The following is a 19,190-nucleotide window of genomic DNA, read 5'->3' on the forward strand; positions in this document are numbered from 1 at the left end:
CTGTTGTCCTTTTTTCACTTTGACCTGAACAACACAAATTCTGAATGTTCAGACTTGTACAGGTGACTAAAAAACAGTGATTTGACATTAGTAGAATTTATTTATGCAATGCTACTGAATTTAAATATGTATATTATTTTTCTGAATTATACTAATTTTTTGTTATAATGAATATATTCTTACCCAAGACACTATTCGGTAAGAATGGATATTAACAAATAATTTAAGGATGGATAAAGTTATGATGGATTCAAAATTTGTAAGTGAATCAAAAGTTGTGAGAACAAGCAGAGTCTTTCCGAATGATGTAAATAATCACAATACGTTATTTGGTGGTAAATTAATGAGTGATGTCGATATGATTGCCTCCATTTCAGCAACAAGACATTCTCGAAAGGAATGTGTAACAGCTTCTACGGACTCAGTTGATTTTCTCTCCCCTATTACTCCTAAGGATTCCGTTAATTTCATCTCCATTGTTACTTATACGAACGAGTTCGATGGAAGTTTTTGAAAAATTATCGCAGAAAATTTGTTAACAGGTCATCGAAAAATTGCAGCAACCGCCTTTTTAACCTTTGTAGCTCTTGATGAAAACGGCAAACCTACAAAAGTACCACAAGTCATTCCTCAAACTGAGGAAGAAATTAAATTACATGAAACAGGGAAAGAAAGAGCGGAAAAACGCAAGGGGCATCGAACAAGAAGTAAAGAATTAGCTAATTTTATAACTACAGCGAAGCCTTGGCAGTAACTTCAGCCTTCTTTATTAAAACAAAGCTAACGGGCTTTGTTTTTTATATGTACCCTCTTAATTTTGAGTCGAAAGCTTCTTTACAACAAACAATCTCTTCTTTTTTTATACATAATCCCAAATTCCTATTTTGATAAAACATCCAATCAGAATTTTAGATACACGGAGTATACATTTTGTTAGCTAAGGGCCTTCCCAAGAGGTATCACTTGAGTTACCAGAATTTGAAGTTGCCAATGATAAGGCAGCTGAACCTGTAACAGCGATTAAAAACATCCTGATCGTCTTGGTGGAAGTAAATTTTTAGTATTAAGTACTGTCCCAACGTACATGGAATTTGGAGGAAGTGGTCCAGAAGCTGAAGCATTATTTGGAAAAGTCTATGGCTGGAAAGACGGAACATAGATGGCTGCTTCACAAGTTTCCGGTGTAGCTGCAGCCTGTATCGCACAACAATTAGAGGAAAAAGGAAAGAAACCTTCCCCAAGACAAGTTCAAACTCATTTTGGGATTTTATGTTAAAGTGATAAAGAGGATTATTCAACTAAAGGGAGAAGAGTTGAATTAGAATTTGTTTCTACCATAGCTTCTTAAAAATCTAGATAATACGTGTGACATTGGGAGTGAATTTTAATTGAAAGTAATTGGTTGGATAGGTATATTGCATGTTGCTATTATAATAGTCTGGATGATTATAAATATAGTCTTTAGTATTTCTAATCCCGTCGACTATACTGAGGGTGAAACATTAGCCGAAACTGGAATCGCTTATTATAGTGAATTCCCTGGATATTTAGGCATGGACCACGGTAGTAAGGCGCTAATAATGTTGTTGTCAATCGTTCTACCTATTGGACTATTTATCTGTTTGAAAAAAATAAAAAATTTTAGTTTAGCAAACACAATTAGTTTAATTACTGGGTCTTTAGGTTTTGCTTTGTATGGTTTATCGCTAATGATTCAAGCTACAACTGTTGAATATGCTTTTAATTTATATAATTCAAGTGAAGATATTTACACACGTCAATTCGCAACTTTATTATATGAATGGTCTATGCTTGAGGGTGGACTATCTGTGAGTATTTACATAATTGCTAATTTATTGTTATCTACTTGGCTTATATTACATTCAATGGGTTTATATATTTTAGAAAAGACAAAAAAACTAAGTATGCTAGGTTATTTGACAGGAATTATGCAAGTTTTGGGGTATTTGCTTTCATGGTTCTTTCTAATGCAAGGAAAGCAAAATATGCATAATTTTAATGAAGTAGTTGGACTACTTTTCATGTTCTGGATACTAATTATTAGTATTCAGATTGTTAGAGGAAAAATAAATGCTTGAGAATCACAAACCGCGGAGTTCTTTAAAGTAAACTTAATTACTTGTGAATTATTACACTTAAATTAACAGGAGCGTAAGGGACGAGAATATGAGTAAACGCACAGATAGGTTCATATCGGTGCGTTTTTGTATGCTGATTTTACTGTTAATTTGGTTTTGAAAGGAATGCTAAATGGGTTATTTAGCTTGTAAATTCACGTTTTTCCTCCCAAAACTGAACCGTTACTCAAACATAAGTTCCTCTTTTTCATATTAGTCAAGCAATTCTTGTTCTTCATAATATTTCTTTGCCCCATCGTGAAGTGGAACTCCTGCTGTATCTGTCGTTGTTTCATTAATATCCATTTGCGTAACGATCGAATGAGTTTCTTCTAACTCATCTAACGTTTCCCAGAACGTCTTTGCTAAATCATAGACGATGTCATCGGAAACTGACGCGTCTGTAATTAACATCATTTAATGCCATAAGTAGATATTATTCACACACCAATGTTCGCAAGCGGTTAAGTGCTGCCGCAAGCTCATAGCGACGCGGCCTTGCAAGCTCACCAGGGTGCCCTTTATGCGTTGAAACAAAACCAAGTCCTTTTTCTATCATTTGTTTTTCAATCAGATTAAGAATTTGGTGCACTATCATCTTTTTGGTTAATAGATGGTTTCTCTCTAAATAAAATAGACTCTCTGAAATCATTCTCGTTTGGCTTTCGTCGACGAGTTGCTCTACAGCATGCAAGTAAATATCTGTCGTTCCGTATTGAATGTGATTTCTTCCACGTGTGGCTACTTTATGCTTAGTCCCTTTTTTGCTATGTAAGCTCTTTGCAATAGGGATTCTCTCTTGAATGGGCCCAAAGGCATCTCCACCTTCATTTTTTCGTTTCACCTGTATTGTTTCGGCAATTTTCTTTGCTTCCTCCGTTACATCAAAAGGGACAAATTGATCCATTTTGATTACTCGGTCTGCCACATCAAAATAATCACCTGATCCACCCATTACTAAAATTGCTGAAACGTTATAATCATCTCTTAATAAGCCCACCTTATCAACAAATGGAGTGATCGGTTCTGAATCTTTCGCAATTAATGCTTGCATACGCGCATCACGAATCATAAAATTCGTCGCACTTGTATCTTCATCAATTAAGATCGTTTTGGCCCCGGCTTCAAGCATCTCGATAATATTTGCCGCTTGAGATGTGCTACCACTGGCATTTTCAGTTGAAAAATGCTCCGTATTATTTCCGTGCGGAAGCTTCCCGATAAATGGTGAAATATTCACTTTTGCTATACTACGTCCATCCTCAGCACGAACTTTCACAGCCGCATCATCGGTAATCACATACTCTCTTCCATCTCCTTCGATGTGATCATAAACCCCATGTTCAATCGCCTGTAACAAAGTTGATTTCCCGTGATAACCCCCGCCAACAATAACTGTAATTCCTTTTTTAATTGCCATACCAACAATTGGTAGTTCGCGGTGTGGGACGGGAATAGAGATCTCCATTTCTTTAGGACTTTGAAAAGCAATAACACCTTTTTTCATCGGTCTATCACTTACACCACTTTCTCTTGGCAAGATCGCTCCGTTACCAATAAAGGCGGTATATCCATTATCCTTAAGATACTTCCTGACCGTTTGTTGCTGATCACTTAGATTAACCGCCTTTATTACTTCATCTTCTTGGATCTTATACACTGACTGATCAACTACATTCGGGATTACTTGAAAAAAAAGCTTTTCTGCTTCTTTAGCTAAAACTCTTCTCCCCTTTGCCGGCAACCCAACCGATAGACAAATCGTAATTTGTGTATCATCCAATTGAACCGCTGTACGTTCAATTACTTTTTGATGAGGTGCATCAATTAGCAACATTCCGCTCTTTCCAGAACCTTCAATTTTTTTATAGACTTGTCCAATAGCTACTTGAATCTTTCTTGCAATAAGATCTTCACATCGAACTTTACGACTATTCGTTTTTGTCCATGTTGAATTTATTTTTGTTTTCGCACTTGGTAAGACGATACGGATTTTTGATGGACTTGCAAATGGATCTCCTTGAACATAATCGATATGTAATTGAAAATTGGTAAACTGATATGTTCCTTGGATGTCCTTGTATGCTTTATACCCTTTTTGATCGATTCGTTTCAAACTTTCCTTTAACGCTTGCACTGTTTACCTCCTCTTATATTGTCTGGTCATTTTTTCGTATCTTTTTAGTGTACCTATTTAAGGTTATTATTTCTAGTAAACTAAAGAAGGGAACTTCAAAAAAATAAGCTGGAACCAACTTCCAGCTTACTACCATGTACATTCAATTACAATTTCCCTGTTAAGAATTGAGCCTCACCCATACCAAAGCTCCAATCGGCATCTCCATTAGTTACAATATTAATCATTATATCGTTAGGTTCGATTCCACACTTTTCGCCAAGCTTTTCTACTATTAGCTTATACAATTTTTGTTTTTGTTCTTCCGTTCTTTGCTTGCTTGTTACACTAATAACAACAACGTTCTTACTTCGCTCGAAACCAAGCCCAGTATCTTCAATAATCATTTCATGATCTGGGTGTTGTTGAACAATTTGATAACGATCTCTTTCTGGTACTTCAAATGCCTCCAGCATCGCTTCATGAGCAGCATCAAGTAGTTTTTTTAATTCACCTTTACTACGACCTTCAATAACATCAAATCTAAGTAACGGCATACATATTCCCTCCAGCATTTTACTTCTATTTTCACCTTTTTATTTCGATAAAATTCGTCAGGAGTCCTCTTTTTTTACGTTTGCCAATTATGACAACTTTATTACATTAGGTACTGAAATTAGGTTTCATTAACCCGTTACCCTTTCATCCAAAGATAGAAACTAGTAAAATAGGTAAACTTATTCTTCAACATGTTTCGAATCAGACTGATGTCAAAGTTCCAAAGACGAAAATAGATAGTGCAAGTACCATCACACTACCTATTTCCGCTAAATAGTAACAGAGCACTTCTCTCTATTTCTAAAATAATGTAGCTCTTTAAATCCAATTTCTTTCAAGCGCCTCTGCACTTCTTCAAATTCATCTCCGACTCGATCAGGATCATGGGCATCTGAACCAAATGTCACTCCAACGTCAAAATATAGAGCTCTTTCTAAAATTTCATCTGAAGGATACCATCCTCCACAATCCTTCGTTTTACCAGATGTATTAATTTCAATTACTTTTTCATACTCTCCGATAACTTGTAACGTCTTATCAATCGCATCTACTTGTATATTAGAGAACTCTGGATAAAATCCTTTCATTGCGTCTATATGACCAAGAATATCAAACATATTGCTTCTTGCCGATTGTTCAATAAGGTGATAATACCGTTCTTTCGTTTTTACTTTCTCTTCATTTGATAGTCCTTCCCATCGTCCTTTTCTAAAGATACTAATTTCATCAACAAAATGCACAGATCCAATCAAATAATCAAACGGTTGCTCATCTAAAAATTGTTTATACACTCCGCTATGTTGTGGAAAAAAATCACTTTCAATCCCTAATAAAACTTCAATTTGATCTGCGTACTCCTCTTTTAAACGTAACACCTCATTTACATAACGATTAAAATGAGATTTAGCCATGGTAATCCCTGGTTTTGGTTGGTCCTCTTCACTATGAAAATACGGGGCATGATCAGAAATACCAATCATTTTAAGCCCTTTATCAATCGCTGCTTTCACATAATCTTCAATCGTACCAATGGCGTGTCCACACATTTGGTTATGTGTATGTAAGTCAAATTTTATCATAATTACTCCTTTCAATTTTGGAATTGTTTTTACCTTGGTTATTGAACCTTCATCGCAACGAAAAACTAACATTTATTTATTTTTTAAAACCATCCAATTGCTTGGATGGATGCTATATAGCTATTTCAATTTTATGCTTCTTTGACAAAAAAATACTGGATCTAGTCAACTCTATTTGGTTTAATTGATACGTATCTAATGGCTATGCTATAGAAGTTTTTCTATTATTAAGACTCCGTATCGCCCCAATCATAAGCCGACACAACAAAAACTTTATCGCTAAACTACCAAACGAATGATACCACGTCCATTTTTTTAATAGCAAATGACAATAACTCAATAGCTACTAAAGTAATAATTAATAAAAAAATACGTTCTTGTACTCTGTTCAAATATAAACACTATCCCTATCGTCCCTCTCTTTTTAACAGAACATGCATTTACTGCACAAACCAATTTCACAAATTACAAAGATCTAAAACTATCCTGAATCTAAAATAGACGCTACTCGAAATGACTAGCGTCTACTTTCTTCTTAGATTTCAATGATGATTGGAAGAATCATCGGCTTGCTTTTCGTTTGTTTAAATAAGTATTGCCCTACTGTTTTTTTTAGGCTTTGCTTCATGACATTCCATTGATATTTCCTTGATTCTAATAACTCGTTTACTGTTTTCGTAATTAAGCGATTCATCTCTTTTTGTAGTTCTTCTGAGTCACTTACATACACAAATCCACGTGTGATGACATCAGGCCGTCCTACTAACCTTTTTTCCGTTTTACTCATTGTAACAACTACCACGAGCATTCCATCTTCGGAAAGTTGCTTACGGTCTCGGAGTACAAGATCGCCTACATCTCCAACACCGATTCCATCAACGTATGTGTTACCTGCTGGTATTTTCCGGGTTTGGGTCGCTTTAGAATTCTTAATTTCTAAAACATCACCATTGTTCATGATAAATGTATTTCCTTCTTCTACCCCTACGGATTCTGCTAGCAACTGGTGCTGATAGAGCATCCGATACTCACCATGAATAGGGATTAAATACTTCGGTCTCATTAACGTAAGCATTAACTTTAAATCTTCTTGATACCCATGACCAGAAACGTGCATACCCGATGAACTTCCCGATCCATAAATAACTTTTGCACCAAGCGCAAAGAAATTATCTACAATACTCGTGACACTTCTCTCATTCCCTGGGATCGGACCTGCAGCAAAAATAACCGTATCTCCCGGTAAAATGTCGACACCACGAAAACTTCCAGTCGATAAACGTGCAAGTGCAGCCATCGGTTCTCCTTGACTTCCTGTGCATAAAATTGCCACTCTCTCTGGGTCCATTTCATTAATTTCTTTTTGATCAATGATCATTCCTTCAGGCACCGTTAAGTACCCTCGTTCCATCGCAACTTCTACAACATTAATCATGCTCCGGCCTAATAATGCTAGCTTTCGATTTGTTTTTTGTGCAGCATCGACAACTTGCTGCACACGACTAATATTAGATGCAAAGGTCGCTAAAATAACTTTTCGTTCTGCTTTTGTAAAGGCTTCTTCCACATGCTTGCCAACCATTTGCTCAGACGGCGTAGCGCCTGGACGCTCGGAGTTTGTACTTTCCGATAAGAGGAGCAAAACACCTTCCTTGCCGATCTCAGCCATTTTATGAATATCCGACTGTTCATCTTGTTTAGCAGGAGTTAAATCAAACTTAAAGTCACCCGTATGTACAACCTTACCCTCTGGTGTATTGAAGACGATTCCTAAGCAATCAGGTATGCTATGTGTGACTTTGAAGAACTCTACAGTGATTTCGTTAAAATCTAGATTTGAGTGGTCGTTAATTTCAATCAATTCTGTTTCAGATAAAATTTTATGTTCTTTTAGTTTTAATTCAATCAACCCTAGTGTAAAACGTGTTGCATAAACGGGTACATTGATTTTCTTCAAGAAAAAAGGAATGCCCCCTATATGGTCTTCATGTCCGTGCGTTACAAGTAATGCTCTAACTTTCTCTTTGTTTTCTAATAGGTAAGAGATATCAGGAATAATTAAATCAATGCCTAGCAGACTTTCATCCGGAAACTTGTTCCCACAATCAATGAGGACAATATCGTTCCCGTATTCGATTGCATACATATTTTTCCCAATTTCATTTAATCCACCTAACGCAAAAATGGATAATGCCTGTTCATTACTCAAGATACATACCCTCCCTTTTCATAATGGTAGTGTTAGTATGTTCGTTTCTGTTTTCATTTATAATAATAAGTTAAAACCTTGTCGCCTTAGACTTGATTGGTAGGAGTGGTTTGATTTCATGCTAAGGATCTCTTAATGATATAGAGGTTCAATTTGTTCAAGGTCTGTTAATAATGCTTTAATTTCATTTCGACTTAAAGGAATAAGCATTTGATCGTACAGCGTAATGATTTGATTCCCTTCGCTGTCTTGGTGTTCTTTTAAATATCGATAGAGTCTTGAAAACTGTCTTTCTTTAATAACTGATGTTGTGTATTGATTCTTTACTTTTTGCAACAAAAATTCTTTTTCTTCGAGGTTGAATTCACCTGATATGATTTGACCGTTGATGTTTGTCATTATTTTACCCGCTCCAAAAATGTTTTTTATTATGATTTGCTTAATTTGATGAAAATATTAATTGTATGTTAAATCATTCTATGTTTGAAGGATAAATGGCTTAGTATAGATAGTCGTGAAACAAAAAGAATCATAATATCTTTCTGTCCAATTTGAAGCAGTTGCTGTCAGAGTTGATGGATTTGCTGTCGAAACTGTTCAACTTGCTATCCAAATGTTTCATTAGACCTTCAAATACAAAAAGGCTCTCCTCTATTTTCTATAGAAGAGAACCTATCTATTCATTCATCTGTTGTCAAAACATGTTTAATTCCATACTTTCTGGCTGTTTCCACCGCTTTCGTTTGGTTTACATCGGTACATGCAACAATTTCAAATGAAGAAAATTGCATGCTATTTTTTTAGTAAATGTCACTAATATTGCCACACCTAACTAATCCGACTTTTAAACTCATTTCACGCTCTCCTTTTAGTTCGTTGCTAAGTGAGGAAGCTTTGTTTTTAAGTAATTAATGCTAATTTCAATGCTCTCTAATGGTGAGTGGCGACTTACATCTTGTTCTACAACCCACCACTCGACACCCGCTTCTTTACCTGTCTCTAAGACGGCTTCAATATCTACTCCACCCGTTCCAAGCTCTGCAAAAAATTGCTCGCCATCTGTCGTCATGTCTTTCAAATGGACCAAAGGAGTGCGTCCTTTATAACGTTTGATCCACTCGACTGGAGTTTCACCAGCTTTTGTTAACCAGTACACATCAAGCTCGGTTTGAAGGTGTTCTGCACTTGTATCATCAAAAATCGCTTCAAGCGCCTTTCTCCCATCTTGCAATGGCTCAAGCTCAAAATCATGATTATGATAACATAGTGTGATCCCCTCACGTTTGCACACCTCTCCTGCTTCATTTAAAAAAGAAATAAGAGATTGATAATCTTCCTCGCTACGCTCATCTGGCATTAAGTATGGACACACAATAAATTGACTTCCTAGAGTTTTTTGGTCTTCAATCACTTGTTTCAAGTTATTCTTTAATTCAGCTAACGGGACATGACTCGATGCAGATTTTAAACCAAGCTCATCTAGTAAAACTCTAACTTCTTTTACCGTAAGCCCTCCATAACCAGCAAATTCCACTCCGTCATAGCCAAGCTCAGCCACTTTTCGTAATGTACCCACAAAATCTTTCTGACTTTCTTCACGCAATGTATACATTTGAACAGCTACTGGAATTTTCTTCATAATAAATCCTCATTTCATTCAATTTTGTAAACGCTTAATATCTTCTGTATAAAAAAGAACCTTCTGTGGTTAACGTCCTCTCTCCTTTCGAACTATCACTTATTTGCTTTATCTTAATACGTTTATGCATTTTTGCAAATAAATGATATGATTAAAACATCAACTATCTTGCTATTTTCAATAAGGAGAACATATCATGTTACATATTGGACTCTGTAGCTTTTCCTTTCATTCCAAACCATTTTTCTCCTCTTATAAATCGGGATTGGATGATTATTTATTCCGGTTACAAACCGAAGGCACCTGCCAAATCGTTACGAATGGTGTAAACGTAAATGTGGAAAAAGGTGACCTCCTCCTCCTCAAACCAGGAGATTACTATGAATTGAAAATAGAGGAAGCTCAAATCAGTGGAGATTTTTATGTGTTTTGTAATGGTCCATGGCTGGATGAATGGTGGGAGCGATCTAAGAAACCGATTATATCAAGAATTCACTTAGATGAAAAAATCCTTACTTTATGGAGGCAAATCATTATAGAAGAACGCCGACCGGCTACGGAGGAAAACAAAGAGTTAAACAATTATTTAATGATGGCACTATGTTTGTATTTAGAACGCGCGGTGAGTGAAACGAATACCTTCCTCAATCGTCCACCTGTCGTCACACGGATGATGCGATTTATCGAGGAACAAGCTTTGACATCATTTAAAATTGATGAAGTCGCTCAACATGTAGAACTTAGTGTATCTCGAGCAGTTCATTTATTCAAAGAGTATGTCGGTAAAACAATGATCGAGTACGCTCAAGAAATTCGATTATCTGCAGCGAAAGATCAAATGAAATACACATTCATGCCACTTGATCAAATTGCAGAAAATTGCGGATTCAGCAGCTACGCGTATTTTCATAAAGTATTTAAAAAGAAATATGGAAAGGCTCCGGGTGTTTTTAGGCGCGAGGAATAGACATTCGCTTTTTTTCTTTGAAATAAATGATAATATAATATGATAAGGAATTATGATGAGGAGGTTAAAAAATGGGTAAAGCACTAAACCGAATTAAATCACAGTTAGCGCAATTAGATAAAGAGAACAAATGGGAAGACCTCGACCGAGATGGAGTCATTGACCAGCTAATCTATGAAGAAATCAAAGCCGCATCGTATGAATTAGATTACGAAGGGGTTGGGAGAATGGTAAATTTCTTAATTAAAGAGGGAGAAAAGCTGAAATAACTTCTTTTTATGGTGGAGCTGTCGCAACAGCTCCTATTTTTGATTGAAAAATCCTAAAGTACTAGCGCTTTAATCGAGTTTGTTGTCGAAAGTAGTTGTTTTTCTGTCCAACCATAAAAATGAAGGAGGTCCTCCCATGAAAAAAACAATCAAAGTCGTCGCAGCCATTATTGAAAACGACGAAAACGAAATCCTATGCGCTCTTCGCTCCCCAAAGATGTTAATCCCGAACATGTGGGAATTCCCCGGAGGAAAAGTTGAAAAAGACGAAGAAATATACACAGCCTTAAAAAGAGAGATTCAAGAAGAATTGCATTGCGAAGTTGAACCTATTGATTTATTTAACGACCACAACCATGAGTATAACGAGTTTATAATTAATCTCCTTGCTATTACAGCAAAGATCACGTCCGGAACCCCTACTCCAAATGAGCACTCCAAACTTATTTGGCTCAAACGAGAAAACCTCCATTCGTTAAAGTGGGCTCCGGCGGATATCCCTGCAGTTGAACAATTGATTAAAGAGAAATAGTTAATTGTTGATTACATACCTTATAGTTTCACACTTTTAATAAAATACCTTTCACTTCCCAGTTAAAATCATAATTGACAGAAGTATACAGATTTCCTACACATACTAAAGTACCTTTAGTATGTGTAGCAACTAATTTTCAAGAGGGTGGATTCATGAAATTAACATTTCAAGAGTATATCAGTATTAAATTGCATAAAACCGATTTAAATCTTACTAGCTATGTCAAAGCCAAATTAGAGCCCTTCAACCTCGCACCAGAACAAAATTTAATTATGATGCTCTTGTGGGAACAAGACGGTTTATCTCAACAACAGCTTGTTACCAAATTAGATAAGGATAAAACAAATATCGCTCGCATGGCTTCAAGTCTTGAGAAAAAAGGCTTTATTAAAAGAAGTAATTGCAACAATGATCGGCGGTCTCTAAAGCTTTATCTTACTCCGTGCGGGAAAAAGCTAGGTGAAGAAGTCATTCCCATTGCTGAAGAATTTAATGAAGTCATCTGCAAAGGAATCTCTGAGAACGAACTCCAACTAATGGAGAAGTTATTAGAAAAAATGAATCAAAATGTACAAGAGTATTATAATTAATTATTTTTGTACTCATAATTCAACTAGGACTGTAGACTTAATCTGCTGTCCTTTTTTAATGTAAAAAGGACGTCCCCTCTTCTCAAAAAAACCCCTTTCTTTTTATAAATCTTCTTAATTGACAATTGATTTCATTCTATTTTATACTAAGAATCGTAACTAGTATGTATAGCAACTATTTCTTGTCACCTAGACTACAATATATTTATTTACTACTTTAGCTACTAATAAGTACTAGTTATTTTTTCACAAATTGTTGCTGTAGCAACATTATCAAATGGAGGTATTCTATCATGGCAAACGTATTATTTATTAAGGCAAATTCAAGACCGATTGAACAGGCAGTGAGTGTGAAACTTTACCACACTTTCCTAGACCAATATAAAGAGTCTCACCTAGATGATGTCATTACCGAGCTTGACCTATTTGAGGAAAATTTACCTTATTACGATACTGATAAAATTAATGGCATGTTTAAGCTTTCAAAAGGGATGGAGTTAACAACTTCTGAACAAGAAGCAACAGAACTCGTTAATCGTTATTTAAATCAATTCCTTGAAGCAGACAAAGTTGTCATTGCATTCCCACTTTGGAACTTCACTGTCCCTGCAGTATTACACACGTATTTAGATTATTTAGCTCAAGCCGGCAAAACATTCCGTTATACAGCTGAAGGTCCACAAGGCTTGCTTACTGGTAAAGAAGTCGTACTTTTAAATGCACGAGGCGGAGTTTACTCTGAGGGGCCTGCGCAAGCAGCTGAAATGGCCGTTAACTATGTAAAAACAATGTTTAACTTCTGGGGCATTGATAATCCTAAAACGGTTATTATTGAAGGTCATAATCAATTCCCTGACAAAGCTGAAGAGATCATTGAAAAAGGCTTGCAGCAAGCAGCAGACGTAGCAAAAGAATTTTAATCATTTATGAAAAACGAAGGGCTCGCGAATGTACGCAAGCCCTTCGTTTTGTTTATTTATTAGAATCAAGATAAGGAAAACATGGATAAACGATCCCTTTATTTACTCCCTCTGGTTTGATGACATAATCTTTATAGGACGAATTTCTTAATGTGACGTTTTGCAACCCGCTCCCATCATAATATACTGGCTTATTGTTCTCTTCCCTGCTCATATTATCACTCCATTTATCAATTTCTACCTAATTCTAGTTATAAATAACTACGAAAAAAGGATCTGTATATTTAATCAACATGGATGCCATTTCGACCTTCTTTCTTAACGAATTTTTCCAGAAAAATAATTTGGAAAGGAAGGCCAAATTTTTATATAATGTGTCAGTATGTTGTCAAGAAAACAGAGATTGAGGATTCATGGGTTCCATACGTTATAATATGAATAGAATCTATACATTAGGAGTGAGAACGCTGAAAACCATAGTTGTTATTGGTGGAGGTATCACAGGCCTAACCACCATGCATTACTTACAAAAATTAAAAAGAGAGAAACACATAGACGTTGAGTTAATTCTTGCGGAACAAAATGATTATTTAGGCGGTAAGATCCATTCTGTTCACAAGGAAGAATTCATTATGGAAACAGGGGCAGATTCGATCGTTGCAAGACATGAAAGTGTTATGCCCCTGATTGAGGATTTGAATTTAGAAGATGAACTTGTCTACAATTCTACAGGCATTTCGTATCTTTTCACAGACAATGAGCTACACCCTATTCCTGCTGACACAATATTTGGAATTCCATTGAGTGTCGAATCATTGTTCCAAAGTACATTGGTTTCAGAAAAAGGCAAAAAAGAGGCGCTTAAGGATTTAGAAAGTCCGAATGACCATTTTACGAAGGATAGTTCAATTGGGGAATTTCTCGAATACTTTTTAGGGAAAGAGCTCGTCGAAAAACAAATTGCCCCTGTTTTATCAGGAGTATATTCAGGAAAATTGAAAGAGCTAAGTATCGCTTCAACCCTTCCATACTTACTTGATTATAAAAATCAATACGGGAGTATCATTAAGGGCTTATCTGAAAATAAACAAAAATTCAGCTCTCAATCCGATAAAAAGTTCATTTCCTTTAAAAATGGACTCTCTACAATCATTGACCGACTTGAGACTGAATTGTCAGACTCTCAAATTCTTAAAGGTGTAAACACGTCAAAAATTACAAAAGGCACAGAGCGCTATCACATTACTTTTTCTAATTACGAAACGATCCAAGCAGATTATGTTGTGCTTACGACACCTCATAACGTCACTCAATCAATGTTAGGTCACAATGAATTAAACGATGATTTTGCTAAATTAACAAATTCATCACTAAAGAGTATCTATCTTGGATTTGATATTCCTGATGAGCAGTTGCCTGCTGATGGAACGGGTTTTATTGTGTCTAATAGTAAAGATGTCAGTTGTGATGCATGTACGTGGACAAGTCGCAAATGGTCGCATACATCAAAGAAGCACAACCTTTTAGTGCGCCTCTTTTATAAAAGTTCAAACCCTTCCTATCGCTCCCTGCAGCAGATGAATGAGGTTGACCTCATTCAAACATCATTAAAAGACGTTGAGAAGAGTCTTGGACTTAAGGCGAATCCAACAGCTGTTGAGGTCACAAATTGGGAGCAGCTAATGCCTAACTACCACCTCAATCACAATGAAGCAATTCGTGGACTAAACGAGAAAATGCAATCAGAATTTCCAAATGTCATTCTCGCAGGTTGTTCATACTATGGTGTCGGGATTGGCGCTTGTATAAAAAATGGAAAAGACACAGCTGAGAAGATTTCAGAGACTCTTTCGAGAAGGTAATCTCAATTGGTTCATAATATTTTATTTACTTGCTTTTGGGGCTTCAGAGTTTCTTCCTGAAGCCCTGCTTTTTTTCGTTATCTTGGCTTTACGGTTCTAGATCCACTTGCTAGTCTAAACACCCTTTCCATTATCCTCTTAATACAACATTCCAGCAATCGCACCACTTAATAACGAAGCAAGCACTCCTGCTACGACAGCCTTCATCCCAAGCTTGGCTATATCAGTCCTTCTACTAGGTGCTAGCTTTCCTAATCCCCCAAGTAATATAGCAACGGAAGAAATGTTTGCAAATCCACATAACGCAAAACTGATCACTGCTACAGTTTTATCTGATAGCTCATCCATTTGCGGAGCAAAAGCAGCATATGCAACAAACTCATTCAACACAATCTTTTGTCCGATAAATCCTCCTGCCACGACGGCTTCATGCCACGGTACGCCAATTGCAAAAGCGATCGGGGCAAACACGATCCCAAGGATGAGTTCTAATGTTAAGCCATCAAACTGAAACCAGCCACCAATCATGCCTAAAATTCCATTAACCAAAGCAATCAAAGCGATAAACGCCAAAAGCATTGCCCCAATATTTAAAGCTAATGTTAAACCGACACTTGCACCTCGAGCGGCTGCATCGATCAAATTGGCCGATTCCATATCTCTATCTACCATCACTTTGTCTGAGGTTTCCGATTTCTCCGTTTCCGGCATAATCATTTTAGCCATAATTAACCCAGCTGGTGCCGCCATAAAACTAGCAGCAAGCAAATATTCTAGTGGTACACCGAGCAAAGAATATCCAATTAAAACAGATCCAGCAACCGATGCAAGCCCGCCCGTCATTACGGCGAACAATTCCGATTTCGTCATCTTTTCAAGATAAGGGCGTACAACAAGCGGTGCTTCTGTCTGTCCAACGAAAATATTTGCAGCTGCAGACATAGATTCTGTTTTACTTGTACGAAGAACTTTTGATAAGAAACCACCAAGGATCTGTATCACTTTTTGCATAATCCCTACATAATAAAGAATAGCAATTAAAGCTGAAAAGAAAATGACGATGCTCAAGACTTCAATCGCAAAAACAAAGCCCATTCCTTCAGCCTGAAATAATCCTCCAAATAAAAAGTCAATCCCTTCGTTCGCATAATCAATGATGGCTGCGATCCCTAATGTCAGCCATTGTAAGAACGCAAAGCCAGTTTCCCACTTTAAGACAATGACGGCAAAACCAATTTGAATGGCTAATCCTCCTAAAATGGTTTGTAAGTTAATAGCTTTCTTATTATTCGAAAAAAGAAAAGCAATAGCAAAGATCGTCAAAATGCCAAAAATACCCCAAACAAAGTTCATTCGCCTAACCTCTCCTTCTAAAAAGAGTTATCTCTTTTTTATGTAACCAGCTAAAGTTATATTTAGTATGTTTCATAACAAGTAAAATAAACGAAAAAGGTCTTCGTCAGCTCAACTATTTCTTTTGCTAATACAAGATAAGAGGGGGGTGATTCAAAAGGTTTGTTTACCTTTTGGATCCCCCCCTCCCTAATATGAATATTCCTTTTAAAGATTTACATCAGACTCCTTCGTTAATCCCATTGCTTGACCTACCGATAAAAACGCACTTCCAGTAATCGCTAGCTGAATAGACATGGCAAGTAAAACCACATCTAGTTCAAAGCCATCCAAAAACCCTAAAGGTAGTTTCACTGTAATAATTGCCCCTGCCATCACTAGTGCAAATAAGATACCAACAATCCGTGTTCCAATTCCAAGTACCATCATAACCCCGCCTACCAATTCAATCACTGCAACAATATATGCTAAAAATCCAGGTAATCCAATACTTTCGAACCATCCTGCAATGTTACTAATTCCACTTTGAAATTTATCTAACCCATGCAAAAAGAACGTCATTCCTAATACAACACGAACAATGAATAAGCCTAACTCACTTCTTTTCATTTACTTTTCCTCCATATTCTTTTACGATTTTGTTGTTAAATGTATTTCTATACCTACCGGATCCTGAACTATCCACACACCATTTCCTTGTTCTACCGGCTTTTGTCCAGCAACTTTCAAGTGCTCAATTAACTTCGCTAGCTCATATTGATTAGGTAACATAACGGTATAATAAGCAAGCCCTACTGCATTTTTTGGTCTAACCAAGGCATTGGGTCCCGCCCAAATATTTACGCCAATGTGATGATGGTACCCTCCAGCTGCAAGAAAAAGCATACCTACATTCGTCATGTTGCCAACTGTTATATCAAAGCCTAGTGCTTTATAAAAATCCCTGCTTTCTTTTAAGTCGCGAACATGTAAATGAATATGCCCAATCTTTGTTTTAGGCGGTAAACCTTGCCAAACGCCCTCACCTGCTGAATCTAGTAAGCCTTCCACATCGATTCGCTCCGTTACCATCGTGTAATCTCCACTAGCTACTTTTGTCCATCCCTTTCTTGGCCGATCTCGATAAATTTCAAGACCATTGAAGTCTGGATCTGAAAGATAGATCGCTTCACTGACAAAATGATCCGCAGAACCAATCTCTATTCCTTTCTCAATCATTTGCTTTAAAAATAACCCTAAATCACTACGTTCCGGTAATAAAATTGCTACATGATATAGACCAAGTGTTGTCCCCGGGCTGTAGACACTTCCACTCGAAACCTCTTCTAAAATAAGCAATGTCTCTTTACCATCTGCCGTAAGTTCTACTTTTTGATCCGTCTTATTGAGAATCTCAAAACCAATGATTTCTTTATAAAAAGTAACGGAACGCTCTAAATTACTCACTTTTAATTTAACAGACCCTAGCTGCGTGTTAGGATGTAATTCGTAAGTCATCTTTTCTCCTCCTTTATGATCATGATTGGTGATGGAATAATGCTATTATGATATATATAAGAAAAATTGATAAGTACGCACTTAAAAGTGGTATAGTATACAAAAGGAAACTATAGGAGGTTGCTAATTGTCTGAATGTCAAGTAAATAACGCTTTAGAAGCAATAGTTGGAAAATGGAAACACAAAATATTATTCCCTCTATTGAATAATGAAACGATGAGGTTTAACGAGTTAAAAAGAGAAATTCCTGGCATTACACAAAAGATGCTCACATCTCAATTACGAGAACTGGAAGATCATGACCTTGTAACAAGAAAGGTCTATGCACAAATACCGCCAAAGGTAGAGTATTCTCTCTCTGAACATGGCAAAAGCCTTATCCCTATTTTAGATATGATGAGCGAATGGGGAGCTGCTCATGCGGCACATTTAGCCACACGTAATGAAGAACAAATAAAAAACACAAGAAAAGAGGATAATGAGCACGCTTAGCTCATTATCCTCTTTTCTTGTGTTTAATGCGGTTGAGAGGACTCGAACCTCCACGGGGTCAACCCCCACTAGGCCCTCAACCTAGCGCGTCTGCCATTCCGCCACAACCGCTTATTAAAATAACCGTGCACCTATTATTGATATGGTCACATAAGTGTAACTTAAGTAGCTAGCTCAATCAGGGCAACCTGCGGCACACAGAAGAATCTACTTATGGCTGCTTCCTTCCGGACCTGACCAGATTCATAGGTTTCTGTTGCGCAGACCCCAATAGTCAACACCGCTTGCTCAAGGCAAACCTCACATGAACCATACCGCTAATAGGAATTCAACCCCGCTAAGGCGGATTGCGGGTTACAGGGCACCGCCAACTCCCCATCTAGCACGGTATGTATCATAAATATTTATTCCCACCTATGCCGTCTCCCTAGCTGTTTTAAAACCCGCTAAAGCAGGTGGGTTTCCGCATGTTAACATCGTGCGATCCTTATCGTAGAAGGCTTGGCATCAGTCAACAAATGTAAGAATCCCGATAAAACAGTAAGGTTTAAAACAAAAAGGGCTTACGAACATTGTAGGATATGTTTAGCTAATCGCAATAACCAATCAACTACATTTATAATGGTAACACATAAATCAATTCTGCGCAATGGTTTTTTGTTTGATCAGCTTTTAATAATATTTTTCTTGCACACAACGATTATAATTCCGCGTTGATAAGATTTCAACTAGTATATTTTTCAAATACTGTCTGATTATCCCCTCCTTCAAACCGTAATGATTGCCAATTAGCCTGCTTTCCTTCTTAACAACTCTCTACTTTCATTTTTGCCCTCTTTTCTATAAGACGAATTGTAATATTAAGTGCGACACCTAAAAATAAACACAAAAAAGCCCATGATACTTCGTGTAAAATGAAGTTACCACACAACCCTTACACGGAGGTTTTATCATGAGCTACTCCC

The 19,190-nt window shown here is 36.8% G+C and carries 19 protein-coding genes, 1 tRNA gene, 2 other RNA genes and 1 pseudogene; 9 read left to right on the forward strand and 14 right to left on the reverse strand.

Going from position 1 to position 19,190, the window contains the following annotated elements:
• Positions 1–244 precede the first annotated feature (244 nt).
• Together AC1FXP_RS22760 and AC1FXP_RS22765 are read left to right on the forward strand one after the other, a co-directional pair.
• Positions 245–754, forward strand: a pseudogene (locus AC1FXP_RS22760) (acyl-CoA thioesterase).
• 634 nt (positions 755–1,388) lie between these two features.
• Positions 1,389–2,099 (forward strand): hypothetical protein, encoded by a 711-nt coding sequence (locus AC1FXP_RS22765; RefSeq protein WP_480064215.1) that lies wholly within the window; start codon positions 1,389–1,391, stop codon positions 2,097–2,099.
• Between the two features lie 252 nt (positions 2,100–2,351).
• Here the strand turns inward: AC1FXP_RS22765 and AC1FXP_RS22770 are convergent, their stop codons facing one another.
• The 7 genes from AC1FXP_RS22770 to AC1FXP_RS22800 all read right to left on the reverse strand — a co-directional run bounded on the left by AC1FXP_RS22770 (position 2,352) and on the right by AC1FXP_RS22800 (position 9,739).
• A complete protein-coding gene (locus AC1FXP_RS22770; RefSeq protein WP_480064216.1) occupies positions 2,352–2,555 on the reverse strand; it encodes a TAXI family TRAP transporter solute-binding subunit in 204 nt (67 codons plus the stop codon).
• 19 nt (positions 2,556–2,574) lie between these two features.
• A complete protein-coding gene (locus AC1FXP_RS22775) occupies positions 2,575–4,275 on the reverse strand; it encodes an ABC-ATPase domain-containing protein (protein WP_480064217.1) in 1,701 nt (566 codons plus the stop codon).
• Between the two features lie 146 nt (positions 4,276–4,421).
• Entirely contained in the window at positions 4,422–4,811 is a 390-nt protein-coding gene (locus AC1FXP_RS22780; protein WP_480064218.1) for a tautomerase family protein, read from the reverse strand.
• A 270-nt stretch (positions 4,812–5,081) separates the two neighbouring features.
• On the reverse strand, positions 5,082–5,888 hold the full coding sequence (locus AC1FXP_RS22785) for a histidinol-phosphatase (protein ID WP_480064233.1): 807 nt from the start codon (positions 5,886–5,888) through the stop codon (positions 5,082–5,084).
• A 538-nt stretch (positions 5,889–6,426) separates the two neighbouring features.
• Complete coding sequence (locus AC1FXP_RS22790) at positions 6,427–8,103, reverse strand: ribonuclease J (RefSeq protein WP_480064234.1); 1,677 nt, start codon at positions 8,101–8,103, stop codon at positions 6,427–6,429.
• A gap of 129 nt (positions 8,104–8,232) precedes the next feature.
• Positions 8,233–8,499 carry a hypothetical protein gene (locus AC1FXP_RS22795; RefSeq protein WP_480064219.1) on the reverse strand — a complete coding sequence of 89 codons (267 nt, stop codon included), beginning with the start codon at positions 8,497–8,499 and terminating at the stop codon, positions 8,233–8,235.
• 469 nt (positions 8,500–8,968) lie between these two features.
• Positions 8,969–9,739: a sugar phosphate isomerase/epimerase family protein gene (locus AC1FXP_RS22800; protein WP_480064220.1), complete on the reverse strand. Its 771-nt coding sequence runs from the start codon at positions 9,737–9,739 to the stop codon at positions 8,969–8,971.
• A gap of 196 nt (positions 9,740–9,935) precedes the next feature.
• On the opposite strand from AC1FXP_RS22800, the gene AC1FXP_RS22805 reads away from it, so the two are divergent.
• The 5 genes from AC1FXP_RS22805 (at position 9,936) to AC1FXP_RS22825 (ending at position 13,020) form a co-directional block, all read left to right on the forward strand.
• Entirely contained in the window at positions 9,936–10,706 is a 771-nt protein-coding gene (locus tag AC1FXP_RS22805) for an AraC family transcriptional regulator (RefSeq protein WP_480064221.1), read from the forward strand.
• Positions 10,707–10,777: 71 nt separating this feature from the next.
• Positions 10,778–10,975, forward strand: coding sequence for a hypothetical protein (locus tag AC1FXP_RS22810; protein ID WP_480064222.1), 198 nt, complete (start codon positions 10,778–10,780; stop codon positions 10,973–10,975).
• 136 nt (positions 10,976–11,111) lie between these two features.
• On the forward strand, positions 11,112–11,507 hold the full coding sequence (locus AC1FXP_RS22815) for a (deoxy)nucleoside triphosphate pyrophosphohydrolase (RefSeq protein WP_480064223.1): 396 nt from the start codon (positions 11,112–11,114) through the stop codon (positions 11,505–11,507).
• A 155-nt stretch (positions 11,508–11,662) separates the two neighbouring features.
• Positions 11,663–12,100 carry a MarR family winged helix-turn-helix transcriptional regulator gene (locus tag AC1FXP_RS22820; RefSeq protein ID WP_480064224.1) on the forward strand — a complete coding sequence of 146 codons (438 nt, stop codon included), beginning with the start codon at positions 11,663–11,665 and terminating at the stop codon, positions 12,098–12,100.
• Between the two features lie 293 nt (positions 12,101–12,393).
• Positions 12,394–13,020: an FMN-dependent NADH-azoreductase gene (locus AC1FXP_RS22825; RefSeq protein ID WP_480064225.1), complete on the forward strand. Its 627-nt coding sequence runs from the start codon at positions 12,394–12,396 to the stop codon at positions 13,018–13,020.
• 52 nt (positions 13,021–13,072) lie between these two features.
• On the opposite strand, the gene AC1FXP_RS22830 is transcribed toward AC1FXP_RS22825, so the two are convergent.
• Positions 13,073–13,234, reverse strand: a complete 162-nt coding sequence (locus AC1FXP_RS22830) for a hypothetical protein (RefSeq protein WP_480064226.1) — start codon at positions 13,232–13,234, stop codon at positions 13,073–13,075.
• Between the two features lie 253 nt (positions 13,235–13,487).
• Between AC1FXP_RS22830 and AC1FXP_RS22835 the strand changes: the two genes are divergently transcribed.
• The gene (locus AC1FXP_RS22835) at positions 13,488–14,882 is read left to right on the forward strand and encodes a protoporphyrinogen oxidase (RefSeq protein ID WP_480064235.1); all 1,395 of its coding nucleotides are present in this window, start codon (positions 13,488–13,490) and stop codon (positions 14,880–14,882) included.
• A gap of 138 nt (positions 14,883–15,020) precedes the next feature.
• Here AC1FXP_RS22835 and AC1FXP_RS22840 read toward each other — a convergent pair whose 3' ends face one another.
• From AC1FXP_RS22840 to AC1FXP_RS22850, 3 genes are all read right to left on the reverse strand, one after another.
• The gene (locus AC1FXP_RS22840) at positions 15,021–16,235 is read right to left on the reverse strand and encodes a NupC/NupG family nucleoside CNT transporter (protein ID WP_480064227.1); all 1,215 of its coding nucleotides are present in this window, start codon (positions 16,233–16,235) and stop codon (positions 15,021–15,023) included.
• Positions 16,236–16,442: 207 nt separating this feature from the next.
• A complete protein-coding gene (locus AC1FXP_RS22845) occupies positions 16,443–16,844 on the reverse strand; it encodes a DoxX family protein (RefSeq protein ID WP_480064228.1) in 402 nt (133 codons plus the stop codon).
• Between the two features lie 21 nt (positions 16,845–16,865).
• On the reverse strand, positions 16,866–17,732 hold the full coding sequence (locus AC1FXP_RS22850) for a VOC family protein (RefSeq protein ID WP_480064229.1): 867 nt from the start codon (positions 17,730–17,732) through the stop codon (positions 16,866–16,868).
• A 127-nt stretch (positions 17,733–17,859) separates the two neighbouring features.
• Between AC1FXP_RS22850 and AC1FXP_RS22855 the strand changes: the two genes are divergently transcribed.
• Positions 17,860–18,225, forward strand: a complete 366-nt coding sequence (locus AC1FXP_RS22855; protein WP_480064231.1) for a winged helix-turn-helix transcriptional regulator — start codon at positions 17,860–17,862, stop codon at positions 18,223–18,225.
• 27 nt (positions 18,226–18,252) lie between these two features.
• Here AC1FXP_RS22855 and AC1FXP_RS22860 read toward each other — a convergent pair.
• The 3 genes from AC1FXP_RS22860 to ssrS all read right to left on the reverse strand — a co-directional run bounded on the left by AC1FXP_RS22860 (position 18,253) and on the right by ssrS (position 18,809).
• A tRNA-Leu gene (locus AC1FXP_RS22860) sits at positions 18,253–18,336 on the reverse strand.
• A gap of 12 nt (positions 18,337–18,348) precedes the next feature.
• An RNA gene (ffs, locus tag AC1FXP_RS22865) (signal recognition particle sRNA large type) lies at positions 18,349–18,613 on the reverse strand.
• A gap of 15 nt (positions 18,614–18,628) precedes the next feature.
• Positions 18,629–18,809, reverse strand: a non-coding RNA gene (ssrS, locus tag AC1FXP_RS22870) — 6S RNA.
• Between the last annotated feature and the right edge of the window lie 381 nt (positions 18,810–19,190).

The organism is Halalkalibacter sp. HAAS-P013, assembly GCF_056619925.1.